We start from the raw sequence: 22951 nt of genomic DNA on the forward strand, positions 1-22951 counted from the left end.
CCTCGCCGACGCGGCGGCCTCGGTGTCTGATGGCTTGTGTGGTGGCTCGCCAGGATCTTCGCGCACCGGCCGTCTTCGTGCTGGAGACGCTGGCCGTCGCCGCCTGCTACTACGCGGGGGGACGACTGGGGCTGCTGCGCGAGCTCCACATCGACGATGCGGTGGTCTCGCCCGTCTGGTCGCCGACGGGCGTGGCCGTCGCCTGTCTGCTGATCTTCGGGCTGCGCTGCTGGGTGGGCATCGCACTCGGCTCCCTGCTGATCCTCATGCACCTCACCTCGCTGCGGCTGTCCTCGCTGGGCGTCCTCGTCGGCAGCACCGCCGCACCGGTGTGCGGCTACCTCCTGCTGCGCAAGGTGGGCTTCCGCACCGATCTCACCCGATTACGGGACTGTATCCATCTGGTGTTCCTCGGCGCCTTCGCGGCCATGCTCATCAGCTCGTCCGTAGGCGCCGGCCTTCTCGTCGCCACGGGCGACCTGCCGGCGCGCGACGTCTGGAGGGTGTGGCTGGCGTGGTGGGTGGGCGACGCGATGGGCGTGCTGCTCGTCGCCCCGCTGCTGCTCCTGCTGTACCGCCTGTACCGCGTGCGCGCACCGGTGCACTGGTCGAGGTGGAGGGAGGCGGTGGGTCTGGCGGTGATCGCGGGCGTCCTCGTACCGCTGGCGACGCACAACCGGGCCAGCCTGCTGTTCGTCATCTACCCGCTGCTGATCTGGGCGGCCCTGCGGTTCCAGCTCGGGGGCAGCATGGTGTGCGCCCTGTTCGCGTCCGTCATGGCCACCATCGCGGCGACCGACCGCGTCGGACCGTTCGAGCGCCTGACCGAAGTGGAGGTTCTGGTCAACCTTCATGCGTTCAACGGGGCGTTGGCCCTGACCGCGCTGCTGCTGTCCGCCGTGATCGCGGAGCAGCGCCATACCCGGCGCTCCGTGGAGCGGGCCTGTCAGGAGCTGGTCGAGGTGCTGGAGCATCTGACGGCGGGGGAGGCGGCGGCCCGGCCGCCGCGGGACGAGGGCGGACGGCCGTGGAACACGGACTGATTTTCCTCGCCCCCGCCCAGGGCCCCGCTCCTCGGATGCCGGACGGGCTGATTCCAGCCCGTCCGGCGTTCGAGGACGAGGCCCGTCCAGGCCCGGAAGGGCCGCTCACTCCCCCAGGGAGTCGGCGTCGCCCATGACGATCACCGGGTGCCGGTCGGGGTCGAGAGTGCGCAGGAGTTCCTCCATGTGGCGCTCCGAGAGACTGACGCAGCCCTGGGTGGGCCCCTGGTGGTCGACGTGCAGCCAGATGCCGCCGCCCCGGTCGGCACCGAGCGGGCGGGTCCGGTCCAACGGGGACGTGCCCGGTTCCCGGTTGTAGTCGATGGCGATGACGTAGTCGAAGGAGCCTTCCAGCGGTTCGCCCTCGAAGCCGGTGCCGCCGGCCGTGAACCCCTCCGACCGGTCGTACGGCAGCTCGGTGCCGGGATCGGGCAGCAGCCCCCCGGCGTCGGTGAGGGTGAACACGCCGATGGGTGAGCGGAGGTCGCCCGCCCGGTGGTCGTCGGTCCAGCCCTTGAGGGCGTTGTGCGCGGGCCATTCCGGTCCGCCCTCCCATCCGGAGCCGGTGTGCTGGTACAGCACCACCCGGGAGCGGTTGGCGTCCTTGTCCCGGCCGGTGACGACGACCACCTGGCGGGCGTTCGCCGGAATCCACGCCCGGGTCCGGGGGCCGAGGCCGGGGATCCGGGCGGGCGGGCGTGTCTCCGTTCCGGCGCCGGGCCGGCCCTGTGCGGTGTCGGCGGCGCCGGGCGCGGTGTGGACCGTGCCGGGCGCGCCGCCCGCCGGGACGTCCCTCGCCGCGGTTCCGGTGCCCGCCCCGCATCCGCTCAGGGTCGCCAGCACCACGAGGGCGACGGCCGCCGGCGCCACCCGGCCCCGCACGCGGGCGGAGGCACCGGCCCGCCGCCCGGCACGGTACGGAGCACGGTGACGCGGACGGGGCGGGCAGTCGATCGATGAAGCCATGTCCTCAGCCTGACTTCGACTTCCCGGAAACGCGTCAGCTCCCCGCGCGAGTCCGCCGAAGTCCCCCGTCTGCCCTGCCCGGGAAGAGCGCGGCGGGAGGTCCGTCCGGGTGACGGGCCCGCACCCCGAGTGGAGTACGGGCCCGCCGGACGGAGTAACGCGCGGGGGTGGCGCTACCGGTTGATCACGAACTGTGAGCCGGGTTCGATCAGCACGTCCCCTTCGGCCGAACCGGTGATGGTGACGTCCGTGAGCGTGGCGCTGCCGCGGGCGCCGCCCATGGCGAGGATGCCGGACCCGTTGTTGGACCTGTCGATGGTGACGCCCGAGATCCGGGCGTCCGGCACCGCTCCCCCGCCCGACTTGAACTGGATGCCGTCGTAGGTCGAGTCGTGGATGTCGGTGTCACGGATGACCACACCCGGGATGTCCGGTCCCTGGGCGAACAGGGTGATCGCCCCGAACTCCTGGTCCTCGTTCCAGAAGGCGCCGCCGGTGCGGTGGAGGCCGTTGTCGGCGATGAGGGTCTGTCCGGAGAAGGGCAGCGGGTCGTGGTCGGTCGCCAGCATGATGCCGGGGTAGTTCATCGTGTCGTAAATGAGGTTGTTCTCGATGGTGTTGCCGTAACCGCCGTAGACGGCGATGCCGTTGGCGCGCCAGGGCAGTTGGACGGTGTTGTTGCGGAAGTGGTTGTCATGGCCGATGTCGGCGGACGGGTCCTTGACGTACTTGCTGGCCCATACCGCGAGGGCGTCGTCGCCGGTGTTGCGGAACGACGAGTTCTCCACCTCGGAATTACGTGTTCCGTTGGCGAGGTTGATGCCGTCCGCGTAGGTGTTGCGGATCCGCATGCCGCTGAAGCGCAGTCCGTCGGCCGGGCCCCACAACTCGGGGATGTTGCTGTAGTCGCGGCCCGCCCAGACACCGACGTTGGCGTGTTCGATCCACACGTTACTGATCTTCGTGTTCTTGCCGAACCGGCCGTTGAGGCCGACCCCGCCCTCGGCTCCGCCGTCGCCGCCGCGGATGGTGCCCGAGCCGAAGATGGCGATGTCCGAGATCCGGGTGTTGTCGTCGATGTCGAAGCCGAAGTTTCCCTCGTGGGGGTGGTTGATGCCGCCCGCCTGGTGCGGTGGCGTCAGCGTGTGGAGCCGGGAGTGCCACATGCCGGCGCCGCGGACGGTGACGTCGCGGATGCCGACCTGGTTGTACTGGCCGCGGTTCTGCGGGTCGTCGGTGAGGATCTTCTGTTCCTGGCGCCACTGGCCCGGCGGGATCCACACGCAGTCGATCCGCCCGTTCTGGTCGGCGGTCACGGCGCGTTGGAGGGCGTCGGTGTCGTCGATGCCGTCGTTGGGGACGGCCCCGTACTCGGTGATGGAGACGCATCCGGCCGGCTTGTCGGCGGCCGGTGCCACCTGCTCCAGGTCGACCAGGTCGACGACGTAGAAGGCGGCGGTGTCACCGGCGTCGCGCTGGAGCCGGAAGACGGTGCCCGCCGGGTAGGTCGCGGCGAGCAGTGCGTGGGACTCGTCGAACAGGCGGCGGGCGTCGCTTCCCGGGGTGTTGGTGAGCCCCTCGGGGGCGTCGGTGTTGCCGTACAGCCAGCTGTGCCTGGAGCTGAGGCCGAGCTTCTGCACGAACTCGCCGTCGGCGTAGAGGCTGAGGGTGGCCTCGGTGCCGCCCCCGCCCGGCGCGTCCGGGATCGAGTTGCGCACGACGATCGAGTTGGTCGGGTTGTCGGAGGTGAACTGGACGTACTGACCGGTGGAGTCGAGGCGGACCGACTTGCGTCCGGAGGACTCGGTGGCGAAGTTGGTGTGGCCGAAGGTCCGCTTGGCGTCGGCGGTGAGGAGGGTGCCCCGGTACGTGCCGTCCTCCGCCTCGTACTCGGTGTACGGCACGGCGGCGCCGCGGCCGACCACGATCGAGCGGGTGAGGATGTTGTTGTTCTCGTCGGTCTCGTCGACGGTGTCCGTGGCGTCCGCGGTCGCGGTGAGGAGGCTCGCGCCGCCGGTGGCGGTCCAGGTGCCGTTGACGGCGACCTCGGCGGTGGCGCCCGCGGCGATCGTCCCGGTGGCCGCGTCGAGTGTTCTGCCGCCGACGGCGAGCCGGGTCACGGAGCCGGCGGGGGCCGCCGAGGTGCCCCGGTTGTGCACGGTGACGGTGAAGGACACCGACGCTCCCGTGGCGGGACTCGCCGGGTCGGTCCTGATGCTCCGGACCTCCAGGTCGGGGCCCGGGCTCCGGTCCACGGTCAGCTTGCCGGTGGCGATGCGGCTGTTGTTGGTGTCGTCCAGCTCGGGGACGGTGCCGGTGGGGTCGACCACGGCGGACACGGTGTAACTGCCCCGGGCTCGCTTGCCGACGTTCACGGAGACGGTGGTGGAGGCTCCCGCGGCGAGCGCTCCCACGGGGGCGCTGCCCGCGACGGTGCCCTCCAGGCTGATGTCGGCGGTGGCGGCGGCGGACGCGGCCGTCCCGGCGTTGCGCACGGTCGCGCGGACGGTGACGGCGTTCGTCTCGGTGGGTGACACGGGCGTCCACGAGAGGTCGGAGACGATCAGGTCCGGGTTTGGCGCGGCGGTTCCCATGACCTGCAACTCGGCGACCTGTGCGCCGTATCCGCTGGAGTTGTGCGTGAACCTCAGTCGCACGTCGGCGTAGCGGCCGGTGACCGGGATGGTGACGGTGTTGCCGCCCGCGCCGGGGTCGAAGGTGTAGTCGGCACGGGCCTTCAGCGAGGTGAAGGTGCCCGACGCCTGTTCGCGGCCGAGGACCTCGATGCTCTGCGTCCGTTTCGCCCAGACGGCGTCGGGGTCGAGCTTGACGACGACTCCGCCGAGGTCCGCGTTGGCGCCCAGCTCGACCGTGAGCGTGGCGGGGTGGCCGTTGGACTCCCAGTAGGTGCCCGGCTGCCCGTCGTTGGCGTTGGTCGCCACGAACGAGTGAATTGCGGAGGAGGCTTCGATCGGTTTGCCGAGCGCCAGGTCGGCGCCGTCGGCCGGTGGTTCCCCCGGGTCGCCGTCGTCGTCGCCGTAGACCTCGATCTCCGACAACTGGGCCGCGTTCCAGCCGGTGTTGGCGCTCACCCGGACGCGGATGTGGCGCACGTCGCGGGCGGGGAACTCGACGGTGACCGTGTTGCCTCCGTCGGGGTCGAAGCGGTGGGCGGCGGAACCGGACAGCGCGGTGAAGGCGGAGCCGTCGGTGCTGCCCTCCACGGAGAGGGTCTGGGTGCGGGCCTCCCAGCCGGTGGGCAGCTCGAGGACGACCTGCCCGGCCTCGACGGTGCCGCCGAGGTCGACGCGGACCCACTGCGGGAAGGCCCCTGCCGGGCCCTCCCAGTAGCTCAGCCGGCTGCCGTCGGTCACGTTGGCAGCGGGGTGACCGGCGTGGGAACCGCCGGCCGTGACGCTCTTGCCGAGCGCCATGTTGGGGCCACGGACCGCTTCCGACGCGGCGGTGGCCGTACCGGGCTGGAGGCCGAAGGCGACCAGCCCGGCCAGGAGCAGGCCGGTGATCGTCCGTAGGCCGAAACGCTTCCGTCTCATGAAGTCCTCGTTCCACGGCGGGTGCTGGGGCGGGTGGCCAACCAGGCAGTCGGTACTCCTGCCATGGATTGCCATGACCAAGTACGGGTTTTGCGTTGGAGAGTTCATTTCTTGCGACTTCCGGATTGAAGCTTCCGGCTCGCGCCCCTCTTGTCAATGACATGCACACAACGTCCCTGGGGGCGTGCCGTCCCCCGTGCCGCGTGAGAACGTCAACCGATGACCGCGCAGAAGAAACGGTCAACCGCGCTCGGCCGTACCATGGCTGGCCACCGGGGGAACCAACAGGCAGAAAGGGGCACCGCCATGTCCGAGAACTCGACCGCGGCCACCGACCTCACGTCCCAGTACTCCGCTCAGGTCGCGGGTGATCTGGAGCGCAACGTCAAGGAGCAGGAGCGGGTCACCGCGGAGATCGCCGCGCTGCAGGAGCAGTTGACCGTGCTTCAGCACGACCACACCCTTCTGGTGAACATGCGGCAGGCGCTGGGCCTCGCCTCCGCGCCCGCCGAGGCCGTGGGTACGTCCGAGGCCGTGGGCACGTCGCAGCCGGCTGGCACGCCGGAGGCCGTGGACGCGCCGGAGGCCGACACGGTGCCGGGCGGTGCGACCGTGCCGGCGCCGCGCAAGAGGGGCCGTGCCCAGTCAGGGGCCGAGTCGGGCGGAGCCGAGTCGGGCGTGGAGAAGCCGAAGCGGGCGAGGAAGACGGCCGCGCGCACCACGTCGGGGAAGTCCGCCCCGTCGGGGAAGTCCACGCGCAAGCCGCCCGCCGCGAAGACGGAAAGGCCCAAGGCGGACGGCCCCAAGCTGGTCGAACTCGTCCGCCGGCACCTGGGTGAGCAGAGCGAGCCCCGCTCGGCGGCGGAGGTCGCCGGCGCGCTCGGGCAGGCCCACCCCGAGCGCGCCGTCAAGACCACGGTCGTGCGCAGCACCCTGGAGGGCCTCGTCGCCCGCAACCAGGCCCAGCGCACCAAGCAGGGCTCGTCGGTCTTCTACACCACGCCTGACGGCACCGGGCAGGCCCCGAAGACCGACGCCGACGCGCGGTCCTGACGCCGTCCCGGCCGCTCACCGCTCCGTGTGACGCACCGCCACCGGCTCGAAGGTGATCCGGGTACGGGCCGTACCGCCGGCCCAGTCGACCTCGACCGTCCCGTCGTCCACCCGGACCTCTTCGACGGCCTCCGACAGGGGCGCGGCGTCCGCGTCCGCCGTGAGAGAAGCCAGACTGATGTGCACGGAGGTGCCCGCACAGCTGCCGGTGAGGCGCGGGACGTGGGCCCAGCGGGTCCAGGCCGTGCCCTGGGGGGCTCGGACCGGGCCGGGGGACGGGTCGTCCCAGCCGTGCAGGCCGTACAGGGCGGAGGTCAGCGGCTCCTCGGGGCCGGTGGCCCAGCCGGTGTGGGTGAGCCGGGCTCCCTCCGGCGCCCCCACGACGCGGTGCACGCGCAGCTCGTGGCGGCCGAGTGCCACCGTCACGCTCTCCACCCGCAGGCCCGGGACCATCGGCGGACCGCCGGTGAACACGGGCCGGTGCCACGACGCCGCCCAGCCCCAGCCGTCGCCGTGTCCCGCCCCCAGGGGGTGGATGCGGCGGCGCACACTGGGCCGGCCACCGGTCTCCACCGACAGGTGGTTGTCGGCGACGTTCCCGGGTGCGGTGGGGCCGGTGCGGGTGGAGTAGGCCTGGCGCCCGTAGTGCGGGTCGTCCTCGGCCGCCGTCTCGCCCTCGTGCGGGCGCACATGGTCGCTGCCGTGGTTGTGCAGCCGTACGATCCCGTCGGCCCGCGTCGCCTGGACGAGCAGTCCCGGCGCCGGCAGCGCCAGCACGCGGTCGGACTCCTCCACCGGTGCCGGCTCCTCGCGGGCCGTCCAGAAGTCGTGGCCGGCGGGGGCGAGCAGCGCGATGAAGGCCTTCGACGCCCAGTACGGTGACGCCGGGCCGGAGTAGCTCTGCGTACTGGCCTCGTGCGGGCCGTACCAGCCGCAGCCGAGCAGGCCGTCGGCGGTCAGTGCGCCCCGGTCCAGGAAGTGGCGCAGGCTGCCGCTGGCGATGCGGCGGGAGGCGCCCGGGGTCAGCGGGGTGTGGCCGGTGACGGCGCCCAGCGCGACGGCCGCCGAGGCGGCGAAGCGGTACGTCAGTGACCGGCCGAAGTGCAGCGGCGCCCCGTCCGCGCCGAACATCAGGGCGAAGCCCTCCAGATGGGTGCGCAGCCGTTCGCCATGGTGGGCCGACTCCTCCTTCTCGCCCGCGAGATGGGCGTCGAGGACCGGGTACAGGTGCAGGGCCCAGCCGTTGTAGTGGTCGAAGGCACGTCCGTCCCCGTCGGCGTACCAGCCGTCGCCCCGGTACCAGTTCTCCAGCAGTTCCAGCGCCCGCTGCCGGGCCGCCGCCGTCTCGGCGTCGCCGCGCCCGACGGACTCCAGGAAACCGGCGACCGTGTACGGGAAGAGGTACCAGTTGTTGGGTGCCGGGGTGTGCCGCAGCGCGCCCCGCAGCCACTCCTCCGCACGGTCCTGCACGCCGGGGTCGAGCCGCCTCCACAGCCAGGGCGCGGTCAGCCGCAGTCCGAGCGCGACCGACGCCGACTCGACCATCGGCTGGCCCTGCACGTCGTGGTCGAGGATCAGCGGCCACGACTCGGTGTCGTCGCGGCCCGGGGTGAGGGTGCCGGCGGCGAGTCCGTTCGCGTACCGCTCCAGCAGGCCGTGGGGGTCGTCCCCGCCCGCGCCCGCGACGCGGAAGGCGGCGGCGAGGAACGTCCTGGCATAGCCTTCGAGTCCGTCGGAGCGCACTCCCGAGCGGGAGGGGCGTCCCGGCAGGTCCAGCAGCGCGCAGCCGGGGGTGCTCCAACGCCAGGCCGCCGTGAGAAGCCCGTCCGCCACGGCTTCCCAGTGGGCGCGGGTGTAACCGGTGCGGGGGCTGATGTCGTGGTCGTCGGCGGGCAGTTCGAAGGGGTCGCTCATGCCAGGAAGGCCAGCCTTTCGCGTCGTACGGAGTGGAGGAAGCCCTCGCCGGAGGCCCAGCGCGCGATCTCGGAGAGGGCGAGATCGGCCAGCCGGCGCCACTCGTTGCCCTGGGAGCCGGCGAGGTGGGGGGTGAGGAGCACGTTGTCGCACTCCCACAACGGGTGCCCGGGCGGCAGGACTTCGGGATCGGTCACGTCGAGCACGGCGCGGATGCGGCCGGCCAGCACGGCGTCGGTGAGCGCGTCCTGGTCGAGGACCGCGCCGCGCGCGGTGTTGATCAGGACGGCGTCGGGGCGCATGGCGTCGATCAGTTCACGGCCGACCAGTGAGCGGGTCTCGGGCAGCAGCGGGGTGTGCACGCTGACCGTGTCGCTGCGCCGGAACAGCTCCGCCAACCCGACGCGCCGCACGCCGAGTTCCTTCGCCCCGGCCTCGTCGACGAACGGGTCGTACAGCAGCACGTCGACGTCGTGCGGGCGCAGCAGGTCGATGACCCGGCGGCCGATGAGGGAGGCCGACAGGACGCCGACGGTACGGCGGTGGCTGCCGACCGAACGGGCGGTGCGCAGCCAGTCCGGCCGGGTGCGGGAGGCGCGGTAGTCGCGCGCGCTCTCCAGGGCCCGCTTGGCGGTGAGCAGGATCATGGCGAGGGTGTACTCGGCGACCGGGACGGCGTTGGCCGCGGCGGCGGAGGACACCTCGATGCCGCGTTCCCAGCAGGCGTCGGTGACATGGCCGCGTACGCTGCCCGCGGTGTGCACGACGGCCCGCAGCCGGGGTGCCGCGCGCAGCACGTCCACGTCCAGGGGCGGGCAGCCCCAGCCGGTGACCAGCAGGTCGACGTCGGCGAGCACGGTGCGGGCGCGGGACGTGGTCAGGTCGTCCAGGACCGGGAGCGGTGCGAGGTCGCACAGCGTGGCGAGGGCCGCGAGCGACTCGGCGTCGAGGACCGCCGAGGCGACGTCCGGGGACATGGCCAGTGCGGCGCGGGGGCGGGGGCCGGGCGTGGACTCGGTCATGGTGGCGGCGGAACTCCTTGTGCGGGCGGGGTCACTTCACGGCGCCGGCGGTCAGACCGCTGCGCCAGAAGCGCTGGAGCAGGGTGAAGGCGAGGATGAGCGGCAGCACGGCGAGCAGTGACCCCATGATGACGACGGGGTAGTACTCCGGCGAGACCGACGCGGAGCTGTTCCACTGGTACAGGCCGAGGCTGACGGGATACAGGTCCTGGTCGGACAGCATCACCATGGGCAGGAAGAAGTTGTTCCAGATCGCGGTCAGCTGGAAGAGGAAGACGGTGATCAGGCCGGGGCCGAGCATCCTGAGCGCCACCCGGGCGTAGGTGGTCAGCTCTCCGGCCCCGTCCACCCGCGCCGCCTCCAGCACCTCGTCGGGCACATAGCCCCGGCTGAAGACGCGGCCGAGGTACACGCCGAACGGGTTGAACAGGACCGGGATGAACACCGCCCAGAAGGTGTTGACCAGGCCGGTCCCGGAGGCCATCAGGTACAGGGGCAGCGCGAGCACCGTCTGCGGCACCATGACCGCCGCGAGCACCAGGCCGAACAGCTTCTCCTTGTGCCGGAAGCGGTACTTGTCGAAGGCGTAGCCGCAGGCGACGCTCACCAGCGCGCCGAGGGCGGCGCCGAGGACCGCGTACAGCAGGCTGTTGACGTACCAGCGGCCGTACAGCCCGCCGTCCATGGCGAACAGGTCCTCGAGGTTCCGCAGGAAGGAGAAGTCGCTCAGGGACAGCAGGTCGCTGCTGAACAGCGCGTCGCGGTTCTTCGAGGCGGCCAGTACCAGCCACAGCACGGGCAGCAGCGTGTAGAGGACGGAGATCGCGACCACCGCGTTGACCGTGGCACGGCCCAGCAGCTTCGGGCGGAGCAGGGAGCTGTCGGCGGCGCTCATCGGGCCTCCTCCGAGACGTCGGCGCGGCTGGTGAAGCGGGTGACGCCGTAGGACAGGGCGATCGTGCAGACGAGCAGGACGACCGAGGCGGCCGCCGCGAGACTGTAGTTGTTGCGGGTGAAGGCCGCGTCGTAGATGTACATGCTCGGCGAGAACCGGGCGCTGATCATGGGCGAGGACTGGCTGAGCAGCATGGGCTCGGTGAAGAGCTGGAGCGCCCAGATCAGGGTGAAGATCGCGACCATCACGATGGAGGCGCGCACCAGCGGCGTCTTGACCTGGAGCGCCGTGCGCACCGGTCCCGCGCCGTCCACCACGGAGGCCTCGATCACCTCGCGGGGCACGGCCTGCAGCGCGGCGTAGAAGACCACCATGTTGTAGCCGAGGTTGCTCCACAGGGCGATGTTCACGATGGACGGGACGACCGTGTGGATGCCGAGGAAGTCGATGGTGACGTCCGCCTCGGCGAACAGTTCGATCACCGGGCTGATGCCGGGCGTGTAGAGGTACAGCCAGATCAGGGCCGCGATGATGCCGGGCACCGCGTGCGGCAGGAACAGGCCGAGCTGGGCGAAGGCGCGCAGCCGGACCGCACCGGAGTCCAGCAGCAGGGCGAGCGCGAGCGCGCCGACGACCATGAGCGGGATGTAGATCAGGCAGTACAGGGCGACGGTGCCGAGCCCGCCGAGGAAGGTGGGGTCGGTCAGGACGGCTGCGTAGGAGCGCAGTCCGACGAAGATCGTGCGCTCGGGGCCGAAGCCGAGGCCGGGCTGGTCGTCACTGAAGAAGCTGAGGTGGACGGCGGTGCCGACGGGGATCAGGAAGACGGTGACCAGCAGGGCGAAGAACGGCGTCATGAGGACGCCGCACGCGGTCAGTTGCCTGCGCTTGGCCGCTCTACGGGCGCGCAGGCCCGAGGCGGAGGGTGCCGGAGAGGTGGCGCGGGTCGCGCCGGCCGGCACCCGTGGGTGGGTGGTCGTGGTCATGGGGTGTCACCTGCCTTTCGTCGGCTCAGGTGCTGTGCTGGGTGGTGGACAGGCCCAGGGCCTTGAGGTCGGGCATGGTGCCCTCCTGGGCGGTGCGCAGGGAATCGACGAGGGTGCCCTGGCCGCCGCCGACACGGGCGAAGGAGTCCTGCATGACCTTCTGGGTCGCGCTCATCCGCGGTCCCCACAGCCAGTTCTCGCCGATCTTCTCGGCCTCCTGCTCGAACAGGGTGTAGATGTCCTGTCCGCCGTAGTACGACCGGTCGAACGCGTCGCGGCCCACCGCGACCAGGCCGGGCGCTGCCGGGTACTGGCTGCTGGTGCCGCTGGACAGGCGGGCGCGCAGGGCGTCGGGGTGGGAGACCTGCCATTCGATGAACTCCATGGCGGCCTCGGGGTGCCGGCTGTCCTTGGTGACCGCGAAGGTCGAGCCGCCGTGCGTACCGGCGGACGGGCCGCCGGTGTCCCACTGCGGCAGCGGCGCGATCCGCCATTGACCCTTCTGCCCGGGCCGCGCGTTCATCTGCGCGCCCGCGTCCCAGGCACCGCTGAGGCGGGTGAGGACGAGGCCGTTGCCGATCTGGGCGTCCGCCTGCCGGCTCTCGACGGCGTTCACGAAGACGTCGTCGCGGTCGATGAGCCGCTGCCAGTAGTCGGCGACCCGCCGGGAGGGCGCGTCCGCGAGGGAGACGTTCCAGGCGCCGCGCGAGGTGTCGAACCACTGGGCGCCGGCCTGCCAGGCGTACGCGGCGAACTGGGTCATGCCGTCGGTGGGGAACAGCACCAGCCGCCGGTCGGGCGCCTTGCGGCGGACGGTCGCGGCCTGTTCGGCGTACTCGTCCCAGGTGCGGGCGACCCGCAGCCCGTAGTGGTCGAACAGATCGGCGCGGTAGTGCATCACCATCGGCTCGACGTCCAGCGGCACGCTGAACACCCGGCCCTCGAAGGTGGTCAGCCCGAGCGCCTGCGGCAGCAGCTTGCGGCGCAGGCGCTCGCCGACCAGGTCGGTGATGTCGCGGGCGACGCCGTCGATGGCGTACCCGGGGACCTGCGGGTACTCGATGGTGGCGACGTCGGGGGCGTTGCCGGCCCGGGCGGCGTTGCTCAGCTTGGCGTAGCCGCCCTGCCCGCCGGAGGGGATCTGCTGGAACTCCACCCGGACGGTCCGGTGGGTGCGGTTGAACGCGTCGACCACCTCCTGGCTGCCGCGCAGGGCGGACCAGAAGGTGATGCGCGTGGTGGTGCCCGTGCGCGCCGACGAGGCACCGTTCTCCCCGCTGCAGGCGCTCACGGCTCCTGTCAGCGGTGCGGCGGCCATCGCGGCGAGCACGGACCGACGGCTGGGTCGTCCGGGCATGGTGCCTCCCGCGGCTCCTGCGTGTCCGGGGACACGGCTGTTCGGGACACGGGAATCCTCAACGCCCGACCGGCAAACGGTCAATAGATCGATCAGAAGAAAATAAAACGTTCAAACGCTCATGCGTGTTGTCCGGCGGTGCCGGCCCGTGCCCGGGTCGATCCGCGCACGCTCAGCGCCGGCAGCAGTTCGGTCCGCAGCACCGGTCCCCCGGCGCCGTGCGGTGCGGCGAGCCGCTGGAGCAGCAGCTCCGCCGCTGCCCGGCCGACGTCGGCCTTGGGCGGGGCGACGGCCGTCAGCGGCGTGGTCCCGAGTCCGGCCACCACGTCGTCGTACGCCACGACCGAGCAGTCCTCCGGCACGCGTACGCCGCTGTCCGCCAGCCGCTGTACGAGCATCAGCGCGTCCACGTCCCCGTGCAGCACCGCCGCCGTGGCCCCCACCTCGCGCAGCAGCGCGGGCAGCTCCGCCGTCTCCTGAGCCGTGTACGGCCCGTCGTGACCGGCCTCCGGGGCGCACAGCGTCCACGCCCACTTCTCCACCAGCGGATGCGCGTCGGCGATCCGCGCGCACGCGGACCGCAGGGTGCGCGCGGTGGGGCTGTCGTCGCGGGTGGCGAACACGATCCGCCGGTGACCGAGCCCCACCAGGTGCTGCACGGCGAGATGGACACCGTAGGCGTGGTCGGAGCAGACCGAGTCCATCGCGTGCAGCGCGCTGCCCGGCCGGGGGCGCCGCTCCATCAGCACCGCGGGCACGTCCAGCGCGGCGAGCCAGCCGTAGTCGCCCTCCTCGTCGGCCCGGGTGCGCCAGCGGGGGGCCAGCAGCAGACCCGCGGCGCCGTCCGCGAGGGCCCGCTCCACCAGCGGCCGCTCGGCGCCGGCCACCTGCGGCGCGATGTGCAGCGCGATCCGCTTGCCGGCCGCTTCGAGCACCGAGCGGGCGCCGTGCAGCGACTCGTACAGGTAGCTGTGCCGCTCCGGGACGACGACGGCCACCGCCTCGCCGTCCGGCGCCGGGGCCGTCGGCAGGTCCTGGGCGGCGAGGGCGGAGCGCACGACGCCGTGGCCGCGCCGCAGCCGGCCCTCCTGCGCCAGCTCCTCCACGTCCCGCCGTACCGTCACCACCGACACCTGGAGTTCGGCGGCGAGGTCACTCACCCGCGCCGACCCCCGGGACTCGACGGCCGCCAGGATCCGCTGCCTCCTGAGCTCGACCGGCTCCCGCATGAGGCCCCTCCCCGCACCTGAATGTTCGTTTGAACGATACGGGCATCATAACGATCGTCCGGGGCGGTGGGAGCCGGTCGAGCGGACCGGTGGCGGTCACGCGGCGCGGTCGACCACCGGGTTCTCCTGCTTGCCGCGCGAAGCGGCCCCGGCGAGGAAGGCATCGCGCGGATGCTGCACCGACGCCAGCGAGACGAGGTCCCGGCCGAAGAGGGCGGCGGTGAGCCACACCGTGAGGACGCGGATCTTCCGTTCCCAGGTGGGCACCGCCGGCACGTGGTAGCCGCGGTGCATCAGCCAGGCCGGGAAGCCCTTGACGACGATGCCCCGGAACTCGAAGACGCCCCGGCCGAGACCCAGTGTGGCCACCACGCCGAGACTGCCGTGCCGGTACGGACGCACCCGGCGCCCGCGCAGGTCGGCCACGAGGTTCTTCGCCAGCCGCTTGCCCTGCCGCACCGCGTGCTGGGCGTTCGGCACCGTTCGGGCGCCCGGCACGGGTGACGCCAGGTCGGGCACGGCGGCGTCGTCACCGGCCGCCCAGACGTCCGGCACCGGCGCCTCGTCCGTGCCGACCCGCAGATCGGACCGCACCACCAGCAGGCCGCGCTCGTCGACCGGCAGGTCGGTATGGTTGTGCACCACGGGGTTGGACGCGTTGCCGGCGGTCCAGACGATCAGTTCGGAGTCGTACTCCTCCCCGCTGGAGAGCACGACGTGTCCGTCGACGGCCGAGACGAGCCGGGTGTTCAGATGCAGCCGGGCCCCGCGCCTCTCCAGCTCGCGGACGACCCAGGCTCCGGGCCGGTCCGTCACCTCGGGCAGAATCCGGTCGCGTGCCTCGACCAGATGGAACGCGAGCTCGCCGAGGCTCAGTTCGGGATAGTGCTTGAGCATCGCGGTGGCCAGGAACAGCAGTTCGCCGAAGCCCTCCACCCCGGAGAAGCCGCCGCCCACGAACGTGACCGTGAGCAGCTTGCGCCGCCCGGGGTCGCCGGCGGGCAGGGAGGCCGCCTGGTCGAACGCGGTCAGCAGCCGGTCGCGGACGGCGACCGCCTCCTCCACGTGCTTGAGACCGATGGCCTGCCGGCCCAGGCCCGGCACGGGGAACGTACGGGTGACCGCACCCGCGGTGACCACCAGGACGTCGTACCGCAGTTCGTACTCGTCCCCGCGTGCCGACCGCACGGTGACCGTGCGGTCGGCGTTGCGGATGCCGGTCACGGCGCCCGCGACGAGGCGGGTGCGGCGCAGGTGCCGGCGCAGCGACACGGCCGCGTGCCGCGCCTCGACGGAGCCGGCCGTGACCTCCGGCAGGAACGGCTGGTACGTCATGTACGGACGCGGGTCGACGACCGTGACCCGCGCCTCGCCCTCGCGCAACGTCTTCTCCAGGCCCCACGCGGTGTAGAAGCCCGCGTAACCACCGCCGACGATCAGGATCTCTCGCATGGTGTCCTCTGTTCCTCGTCCGTCACCATGACGACCGGACAGGACACCGGGACGTGACATGCGCGGGACATCCGGTCGTGTGCGGCCGGTCACAGGGACCCGGGCCGGGCGCGTGCCACAGCGTCGGCTTGGCTTCCTCCCCGCCCGAAGGCGGGAGTGTCCACGGAACTCGGATGAGGAGGATGTACGGCCGTTCAGCCGAGGGCGGTCACCTCGACGGCGAGGTCGTTGTCGACGGTGTAGTAGGGGCGCACCGCGGACCCGCCCACGGTGACCCGCGGATACACGAACACCCCCTTGCGGTCCGCCACGTCGTCGAGGAGACGGCCGACCCTGGTCAGCGGCGCGTCGGCGGCGGGGCGGAGGAACACGTCCCAGACCCGGCTGCCGGAGGCCACGAGGTCCGCGCAGGCGACGGTGAAGGCGAGGCCGCCGTCCCGAGCGGGCCGTACCGGAACGCCGTGCAGGGTGTCCGTGGTGCCCCGCAACCGCAGCACCGCCTCCGCCCCTTCCTCGAGTCGCGCGCCGTGCAGACGGGCGCGGACCGTGATCGTCCCGTCGGCGATGTCGACGGGGCCCGCCTCCGCGTGGGCGGTGCGCAGCCAGGTCCGTATCGCGAGGAAGCCGTCCTTGGTGGCGTACGGCACCCGGACGGCCACCGGTGACGGCCGGCCGGGCGGGCCGCCGTCGACGAGCGCCCGCAGGTCCCGCAGGCCGGGGCGCAGCCGCTCCCGTCCGGCGTCCGGACCGGGCAGCAGATACGTGTCCCAGCGGCCCTCCTCCAGCCGGGGCAGCGGTTCCAGTACGGCGCGGAACTCGCCCTCCTCACCGTGGGGTTCGAGGTCGAGGGTGTGGGTGTGCTCCTCGGGCCGGCCCTTCTTGGGGCGCAGCACCAGCAGCAGCCGGGGCGGCATGGCCGTCGGCGGACGGAGCCGGAAGGTGATCCGGCCGTCGGTGTCGAGGGAGCAGTGGGCGCGCGGGGCCGTGTTCATCGGCGTCCCTTCCGTACGGTGCGCAGCGCGTTCGACGCGGCGGCGCGGGCGAGGTCGCGGGCGGCGTGGCCCCGGCTGACGAGGGTGTGGTGCGCCCCGCCGTGCTCCGGGATGCCGCGCGGTCCGCCGCTCCTGGCCCCGATCGCCTCCTGGAGCAGGCGTTCGGCGTGGGCGACGACCGGGCCGGGGGCGAACCGGCGCGCGTTGGCCACGGCCGCCTCGCCCATGCGGCGCCGGCGCTCGTCGTCGCGTACCAGGTCGAGGAGGGCGGCGCCGAAGGCCGCGCCGTCCCCGACCGGCACCAGCCGGCCGTCCTCGCCGTCCTTGATGATCTCGCCGGGCCCGTAGGGGCAGTCGGTGCTCACCACGGGCAGTCCGCAGCGCATCGCCTCGACGAGGGTCATGCCGAACGGCTCGAAGTTCGACGCCGCCGCGCCGATCGAGCCCTTGACCCACTCGGCTTCCATGGGGGTCGCCGCGCCCATGAGGAAGACGTTGTTCCACAGGCCGAGCGTCTCGATCAGGGCGCGCAGCCGGTCCTGTTCCTCGCCCTTGCCGTAGATGCGCAGCTGCCAGTCGGGATGTTCGGCGACCACCCGGGCGAACGCCTCGATGATCAGGTCGAACCGCTTGACGGGGACCAGCCTGCCGGCCGCCACCACGACCTTGGCGGTGCCGTCGGCGGTGGGGAGCGCGGGGTCGGGGACGCTGTTCGGGAGGGCCTCCACCCGCACTCCGGGCAGCCGCATCTTGCGCCGGTAGGAGTCGGCGTCGGCCTCCGTGACGGCGGTGAGCACGTCGAGCCGGCGGTAGGCGCGGCGCAGCGCGGCGCGCAGCGCGGGCGGATGGTTGTCCAGGGTGAGGTGTTCCTGGCCGACGCGTGCGACGTGCTCGGGGGCCTGGAGGGCGAGGTGCACGTTGAGCCCCGGCCGGGTGCCGATGACGACGTCGGCGTCGGTGTCCGCCAGGCACTCGGCGATCCGCTCGTCCGTCAGCTCGCTGTACTGGTGGTGGCGGTACTCGGCGGCGGGGAACACCTTGGCGGGTCTGCCGTGCAGCGGGTGGTCCTTCTCCCGCCGCAGATCCACCAGCGCCCGCAGCCGCACTCCGGGGTGCGGAGTGAGGTTGGGATGCTCCCGGTGCCGTAACACCGAGACGATCTCCACGTCGTGCCGTTCGGCCAGCGCGGCCGCCAGGTTGAACGTGGTGGTGATCGTGCCTCCGATCCCGTAGGCGTTGTGGATCAGGAAAGAGATCTTCATAGCGGTCCAGACCGCATAAGGCGCTCAGGAGTTGTCCGTTGTTATCAGTTTGTGGCCGCGATGATCACTGTTGTTGAACTGCCGGATTCCCGCGCTGGATGCGCATGCCGGGCCGGCGGCGGTGGACGGTGAGGTAGGTCAGGCCCTCGGGGCCGGCGGTGAGGCTTCGGGTGGAGCCGTGCGGGAGCCAGGTCAGGGCGCCGGCGGGAAGGGGGTGGGGGCCGTCGGGGGCGGTGAGCGTGCCGTGGCCGGCGAGGACCAGCAGGAGGACGTCGAGGTCGGGCTCGCGGTGGGTGTCGACCCCGTGTCCGGGCGGGATGTGTACGACGTTGGCGTCGAGTTGGCGGCCCGGCTCGGCGAGCCGCCACAGGGCGCCGGCGGACGCGTCGTCGAGGGCGGCCAGGGCGGCCGTGTCGCACAGGACCCGCGGGAGCGGGACGTCCTCGCCGGGGGTGCCGCCGCTTTCTGACGTCATGAGATGTCACCGTCCCGGGTGCGTGGACGCGTCGGCCGTCCGTGGTCGCCTTTCAAATGCGAACCTAGCATGCAGATTTGGTCGGCGCCGGTCACGGTCCGCCGTCCACCGTCCACCCGAGCGGGTACGGCTGCGGTTCGGCGGCGGGGGGTTCGCCGCCGGCCTCGTTGAACGCGGTGAGGGCGCCGACCAGCGCCGCCCGCTGTGGTGGGGCCAGCCGCTCGACGATCGCGGCGATCTCGGCGCGGCGCCGTGCGGTGACGTCCTCGACCGTGCGCCGGCCCTCGCCGGTGAGCCGCAGCAGGGTCTCCCGGCGGTTGGCGGGGTTGGTCTGCCGGTCGGCGAGGCCGGCCGCGATCAGCCGGTCGACCATGCGCATCGCGGTGGACGGGGCGACGTGGAGCAGGTCGGCGAGCGTGACCAGCTTGGTGGCACCGCGGGTGGAGAGCACCATCAGCATCCGGAACTGCGGCAGCGTCACCCGGTCCTCGACCGCGGCGAGGGACCGCGCGGACACCGCCACCAGCAGCCGCGAGGCGGCCAGCACCGCACGGGTGACCGCCTCGACGTCGTCCCTGGCCCCGCCGGAGGGCTCGTCCCGATGCATGGGTCCTTTGTACCTCGCGGTGATCGCCGCCCGCTCACCCGGCGGGGGCGGACTCCGTGTCCTGGTGGCGGTGGTAGCGCAGGAGGAGCATCGCGGCGTCGTCGCCCGGCGGTCCTCCCGCGTGCTGGACCAGGTCCTCGCGCAGGGCCTCCAGGGCACGGTGCGCGTCGGGTTCCTTCAGCAGGTGCGTGCGCTCGCCCAGCGGGTAGAAGCGCCCGTCCCGGTCACGGGCCTCGGTGACGCCGTCGGTGTAGAGCAGCAGTTGCTCGCCCGGGGCGAACGCCACCCGGTGGGGCTCCGGTCCCCCGGCGCCGTGCCCGGACAGCCCCAGCGGCAGCGCGAACGACGGCGGCTCAGGGAAGTCGGTGCCGCCGTCGCGGCGCAGCAGCAGCGGGGCCGGATGGCCGTAGTTGAGGAGGACGACCTCCTGGCCTGCGCCGATCTCCGCGAGGATCGCGGTGACGAACCGCTCGTCCTCCAGCTCCCGGGCCACGCTGCGCTCCACCCGCTCGCCCAGCTTGACGAGGTCCGGCTCGTCGTAGGCTGCCTCCCGGAAGGCACCGAGGACCACGGCGGCCGTCTCCACGGCGGCCAGGCCCTTGCCCTGCACATCGCCCAGGATGACCCGGACGCCGTGCGGCGAGGCCACCACCTCGTAGAGGTCACCGCCGATCCGCGCCTCGGCGACGGCGGACGTGTAGGACACGGCCACCTGCACGGGTCCTGCGGTCAGCGGCACCGGCCGCAGCAGCACCCGCTGGGCGACCTCGGCGATCGACCGCACACTGGCCAGTTCCGCCTCCCGGCGCGAACGCGTCACCGCGGCGACGATGCCGACGCCGGTGACCCCGGCGACCGACGCCATGGCGGTGTAGCCGCGGCGTGCCGGGAACAGCTCGTTGTACAGGCCCAGCCCGACGCAGAGCAGCAGCGCCAGTACGCCGATCACCGCCGTGCGGCGCCAGTCGCCGACCAGGCCGGCGAAGGCGGGCCCCAGCGACACCAGCGGAAGCAGTCCGACTCCCGGACCGGCCACGACGTCGACGACCGCGATCACCGCCATCACCACGATCGGCATCCAGGACAGCGCGGACAGCGTCCATGGCCTCGATGGCGGTTTCTCGTCGGTCATGTCCTGCTCCAGCGGTGTCGAGGGCATTCGAGAGCCGCCCGATTCCTCCGCGGACGCCCCTCCCCCACCTTTAGACTATGCAAAGGTCGGCCGCTTCCCGCTCCCCCGGGCGGACCTTTATCCGATCGAGTCCGCACCCGGGCCGCACCGCGCCCCAGCCGCATGTTCGGTTCCGCGGGCCGCTGTTCATCCGATTTTGCGCTGTGCAATGATCCTGGCGGAATCCTCGAAGGGAATGAACGGACGTGACCGCGCAGAGGCCGGACGACGGCGGAACGCCCAAGGAGCGGGACGGTACGCCGTCGCTGCCCGAGGACGTCTGGCAGCGGTTCCTCACCGACGACGAGCGCGCCATCCGGGCCACCGCCCCCAAGGAGCTCTCCGCGCTGCAGCGAACCCGGCCGCGCACCGGCGGCGGTGTGCCGCGGGAGGACGCCGGCGTCGAGGCGGTCGGTGATCTGTGGCACCCGGACGATCCGTGGGAGGGCCCGTCCTGGCGGGAGCTGGACCGGCGTGCCAGGCTCCGCCGCGTCGGCCGCGTGGTGGGCACGGCCGCCGCGATCGCCCTGGCGCTGGGCGCCTGGTCGCAGCTGTCCACCGGCGCGGGCACACCGCACGAGGGGCCCGGCGACACCGTTCTGCAGCAGTCGGAGGAGGCGCCGGCGGAGCTGCCCACGGCGACGTCCCTGCCGCCGGAACTCACCTCTCCGCCCCCGTCCGCCCCCGGCCTCCGGGCCGGCTGACGCGCCCCGGCCACCGCGGCGGGTGACCGGGGCGTGCCCCCACGAGGTGCGGCTCAGTCGCCCAGTGCCGCGAGGACCACCGCCTTGGCCTCCTCCTGCACCCGGCGGAGGTGGTCGGCGCCCTGGAACGACTCGGCGTAGATCTTGTAGACGTCCTCGGTGCCGGAGGGGCGGGCGGCGAACCAGGCGCTGTCCGTGGTCACCTTGATGCCGCCGATGGACGCGCCGTTGCCCGGTGCCTCGGTGAGCACGTCGGTGACCGCCTCCCCGGCCAGGGTCTCCGCGGTGACCTGGGCGGGGGACAGCTTCGCGAGGCGGGCCTTCTCCTCACGGGTCGCCGGGGCGTCGATCCGTTCGTAGGCGGGCTCGCCGAAGCGGGAGGTGAGCGCGGCGTAGTGCGCGGAGGGCGTCTTCCCGGTGACGGCCGTGATCTCGGAGGCGAGCAGCGCCAGGATGATGCCGTCCTTGTCGGTGGTCCACACCGAGCCGTCCCGGCGCAGGAAGGAGGCGCCGGCCGACTCCTCGCCGCCGAAGCCGAGGGTGCCGCCGGCCAGTCCGTCCACGAACCACTTGAAACCGACGGGTACTTCGACGAGTTCGCGCTTCAGGTCGGCGGCGACCCGGTCGATCATCGCGGAGGACACCAGGGTCTTGCCGACACCGGCGGCGGACGGCCACTGCCCACGGTGCGCGTAGAGGTAGCCGATCGCCGTGGCGAGGTAGTGGTTGGGGTTCATCAGCCCGGCGTCCGGGGTGACGATGCCGTGCCGGTCGGCGTCCGCGTCGTTGCCGGTGGCGATGTCGAAGCGGTCCCGCTGCGCGATGAGCGACGCCATGGCGTGCGGCGAGGAGCAGTCCATCCGGATCTTCCCGTCCCAGTCCAGCGTCATGAACCGCCAGGTGGGGTCGGTGAGCGGGTTGACCACGGTGAGGTCGAGGCGGTGCTGTTCGGCGATCCGGCCCCAGTAGGCGACGGACGCCCCGCCCAGCGGGTCGGCGCCGATCCGCACGCCGGCCGCGCGGATCGCGTCCAGGTCCAGCACGTTCGGCAGGTCCGCGACGTAGGTGCCGAGGAAGTCGTGACGGCCGGTGCCGGGGGCGGTCAGGGCGCGGGCGTACGGAATGCGGCGGACGTCCTTGAGGCCGCCCCGGATGATGTCGTTGGCCCGGTCCTGGATCCAGCCGGTGGCGTCCGAACCCGCGGGGCCGCCGCTCGGCGGGTTGTACTTGAACCCGCCGTCGGCGGGCGGATTGTGGGACGGGGTGACGACGACGCCGTCCGCGAGGCCCGCGGCGCGGCCCCGGTTGTGGGTGAGGATCGCGTGCGAGACCGCCGGGGTCGGGGTGTAGCCGTCGGCGCTGTCGATGAGCACCGTGACCCCGTTGGCCGCGAACACCTCCAGGGCGGTGACCCGCGCGGGTTCGGACAGCGCGTGGGTGTCGGCGCCGAGGAAGAGGGGCCCGTCGGTGCCCTGGCCGGCGCGGTACTCGCAGATGGCCTGGCTGGTCGCGGCGATGTGGTCCTCGTTGAACGCGGCCGTCAGGGACGAGCCGCGGTGCCCCGACGTCCCGAAGGCGACGCGCTGCCCCGGATCGTCGGGGTCGGGGTGCAGTGCGTAGTACGCCGTGACCAGCCGAGCGACGTCGACGAGATCCTCGGGGCCGGCCGGGCCGCCCGCTCGCTCGTGCTGCATGTGCCCACTCCTCCGCAGGGGTTGATTCTTCGCTTGCGGAGACATCTTTCCCCTTCGGGGCCGCACCGCGCGAGTGGGGCCCGGCTCCGCGCCGCCCCGCCCCGCCGCCCTCGGTGTCAGATCCGGCCGCCGGTCATCCGGGTGAGGGGGCCGTGGGTGTGGCGTTCGGCACGGCGGCCCACCGCGTAGGAGGCGGCGGTCAGCGCGGTCAGGCCGGCCGCGGCACCGGCGGCGACGAGCCTGCGCTGGGCGATGACCGTCCAGGCGGTCTTGGCACCGGCGGCGACCTGGCCCGAGGTGGAGACGACCGCGCGGCGGCCCGCCTCGACCCCCTTGGCCGCGGTCTGCGCGGCGCCGCTCGCCACCTGCGCCGCGCGCCCGGCGCCCGACGCGGCACCTGACGCCGCGTCACCCGCCTTGCCGGCGGCCTTGCCGGCCGCCCGCTCGGCGGGGGCGGTCGCCTTCTCCGTGGTCTCCCGCGCCTTGGTCGCGGCGGACCGGGGGGACGTGGCCTTCTGATTCGAGTTCGTGTTCTTGTTCTGTTCGCTCATGGACACCGACTTGCCGCTGACTCC

Annotated in this window: 19 protein-coding genes; 3 read left to right on the plus strand and 16 right to left on the minus strand. The window is 72.7% G+C overall.

Features of this window, described 5'->3' with window-relative positions:
• The first annotated feature begins 29 nt into the window (after positions 1-29).
• Positions 30-1043: an MASE1 domain-containing protein gene (locus ACFXAE_RS13365; protein WP_384712669.1), complete on the plus strand. Its 1014-nt coding sequence runs from the start codon at positions 30-32 to the stop codon at positions 1041-1043.
• 105 nt (positions 1044-1148) lie between these two features.
• On the opposite strand, the gene ACFXAE_RS13370 is transcribed toward ACFXAE_RS13365, so the two are convergent.
• Positions 1149-2009: a L,D-transpeptidase family protein gene (locus ACFXAE_RS13370; RefSeq protein ID WP_384712672.1), complete on the minus strand. Its 861-nt coding sequence runs from the start codon at positions 2007-2009 to the stop codon at positions 1149-1151.
• Positions 2010-2182: 173 nt separating this feature from the next.
• On the minus strand, positions 2183-5563 hold the full coding sequence (locus tag ACFXAE_RS13375) for a CARDB domain-containing protein (protein ID WP_384712675.1): 3381 nt from the start codon (positions 5561-5563) through the stop codon (positions 2183-2185).
• A 306-nt stretch (positions 5564-5869) separates the two neighbouring features.
• Between ACFXAE_RS13375 and ACFXAE_RS13380 the strand changes: the two genes are divergently transcribed.
• Positions 5870-6616 (plus strand): hypothetical protein, encoded by a 747-nt coding sequence (locus ACFXAE_RS13380; RefSeq protein WP_384712677.1) that lies wholly within the window; start codon positions 5870-5872, stop codon positions 6614-6616.
• 15 nt (positions 6617-6631) lie between these two features.
• Here the strand turns inward: ACFXAE_RS13380 and ACFXAE_RS13385 are convergent, their stop codons facing one another.
• The 12 genes from ACFXAE_RS13385 to ACFXAE_RS13440 all read right to left on the minus strand — a co-directional run bounded on the left by ACFXAE_RS13385 (position 6632) and on the right by ACFXAE_RS13440 (position 19939).
• A complete protein-coding gene (locus ACFXAE_RS13385; RefSeq protein WP_384712679.1) occupies positions 6632-8530 on the minus strand; it encodes a DUF2264 domain-containing protein in 1899 nt (632 codons plus the stop codon).
• A complete protein-coding gene (locus tag ACFXAE_RS13390) occupies positions 8527-9552 on the minus strand; it encodes a hydroxyacid dehydrogenase (RefSeq protein ID WP_384712682.1) in 1026 nt (341 codons plus the stop codon). Before ACFXAE_RS13390 ends, ACFXAE_RS13385 begins: the two co-directional genes overlap by 4 nt.
• Before the next feature lie 31 nt (positions 9553-9583).
• The gene (locus ACFXAE_RS13395; RefSeq protein WP_384712685.1) at positions 9584-10447 is read right to left on the minus strand and encodes a carbohydrate ABC transporter permease; all 864 of its coding nucleotides are present in this window, start codon (positions 10445-10447) and stop codon (positions 9584-9586) included.
• A complete protein-coding gene (locus ACFXAE_RS13400) occupies positions 10444-11433 on the minus strand; it encodes a carbohydrate ABC transporter permease (RefSeq protein ID WP_384712688.1) in 990 nt (329 codons plus the stop codon). Before ACFXAE_RS13400 ends, ACFXAE_RS13395 begins: the two co-directional genes overlap by 4 nt.
• 25 nt (positions 11434-11458) lie before the next feature.
• The gene (locus tag ACFXAE_RS13405) at positions 11459-12790 is read right to left on the minus strand and encodes an extracellular solute-binding protein (RefSeq protein WP_384712691.1); all 1332 of its coding nucleotides are present in this window, start codon (positions 12788-12790) and stop codon (positions 11459-11461) included.
• A 119-nt stretch (positions 12791-12909) separates the two neighbouring features.
• Positions 12910-14019 carry a substrate-binding domain-containing protein gene (locus ACFXAE_RS13410; protein ID WP_384712694.1) on the minus strand — a complete coding sequence of 370 codons (1110 nt, stop codon included), beginning with the start codon at positions 14017-14019 and terminating at the stop codon, positions 12910-12912.
• Between the two features lie 96 nt (positions 14020-14115).
• Positions 14116-15471, minus strand: coding sequence for an NAD(P)/FAD-dependent oxidoreductase (locus ACFXAE_RS13415; protein ID WP_384712697.1), 1356 nt, complete (start codon positions 15469-15471; stop codon positions 14116-14118).
• A 194-nt stretch (positions 15472-15665) separates the two neighbouring features.
• A complete protein-coding gene (locus ACFXAE_RS13420; protein WP_384712700.1) occupies positions 15666-16463 on the minus strand; it encodes a transferase in 798 nt (265 codons plus the stop codon).
• A complete protein-coding gene (locus tag ACFXAE_RS13425) occupies positions 16460-17725 on the minus strand; it encodes a glycosyltransferase family 4 protein (protein ID WP_384712703.1) in 1266 nt (421 codons plus the stop codon). The genes ACFXAE_RS13420 and ACFXAE_RS13425 overlap by 4 nt, the downstream gene beginning before the upstream one ends.
• A gap of 64 nt (positions 17726-17789) precedes the next feature.
• A complete protein-coding gene (locus ACFXAE_RS13430) occupies positions 17790-18200 on the minus strand; it encodes a hypothetical protein (protein WP_384712706.1) in 411 nt (136 codons plus the stop codon).
• Positions 18201-18291: 91 nt separating this feature from the next.
• Entirely contained in the window at positions 18292-18807 is a 516-nt protein-coding gene (locus tag ACFXAE_RS13435) for a MarR family winged helix-turn-helix transcriptional regulator (RefSeq protein WP_384712709.1), read from the minus strand.
• Between the two features lie 34 nt (positions 18808-18841).
• Positions 18842-19939 carry a PP2C family protein-serine/threonine phosphatase gene (locus ACFXAE_RS13440; protein ID WP_384712712.1) on the minus strand — a complete coding sequence of 366 codons (1098 nt, stop codon included), beginning with the start codon at positions 19937-19939 and terminating at the stop codon, positions 18842-18844.
• Positions 19940-20184: 245 nt separating this feature from the next.
• Here ACFXAE_RS13440 and ACFXAE_RS13445 point away from each other — a divergent pair, with 245 nt between their 5' ends.
• Positions 20185-20682 carry a hypothetical protein gene (locus ACFXAE_RS13445; protein ID WP_384712715.1) on the plus strand — a complete coding sequence of 166 codons (498 nt, stop codon included), beginning with the start codon at positions 20185-20187 and terminating at the stop codon, positions 20680-20682.
• A gap of 53 nt (positions 20683-20735) precedes the next feature.
• On the opposite strand, the gene pgm is transcribed toward ACFXAE_RS13445, so the two are convergent.
• Together pgm and ACFXAE_RS13455 are read right to left on the minus strand one after the other, a co-directional pair.
• Positions 20736-22376, minus strand: coding sequence for a phosphoglucomutase (alpha-D-glucose-1,6-bisphosphate-dependent) (pgm, locus tag ACFXAE_RS13450; RefSeq protein ID WP_384712718.1), 1641 nt, complete (start codon positions 22374-22376; stop codon positions 20736-20738).
• A gap of 116 nt (positions 22377-22492) precedes the next feature.
• A complete protein-coding gene (locus ACFXAE_RS13455) occupies positions 22493-22927 on the minus strand; it encodes a hypothetical protein (RefSeq protein WP_384712721.1) in 435 nt (144 codons plus the stop codon).
• Between the last annotated feature and the right edge of the window lie 24 nt (positions 22928-22951).

This window comes from Streptomyces sp. NPDC059454 (assembly GCF_042749965.1).
Lineage (GTDB): Bacteria > Actinomycetota > Actinomycetes > Streptomycetales > Streptomycetaceae > Streptomyces.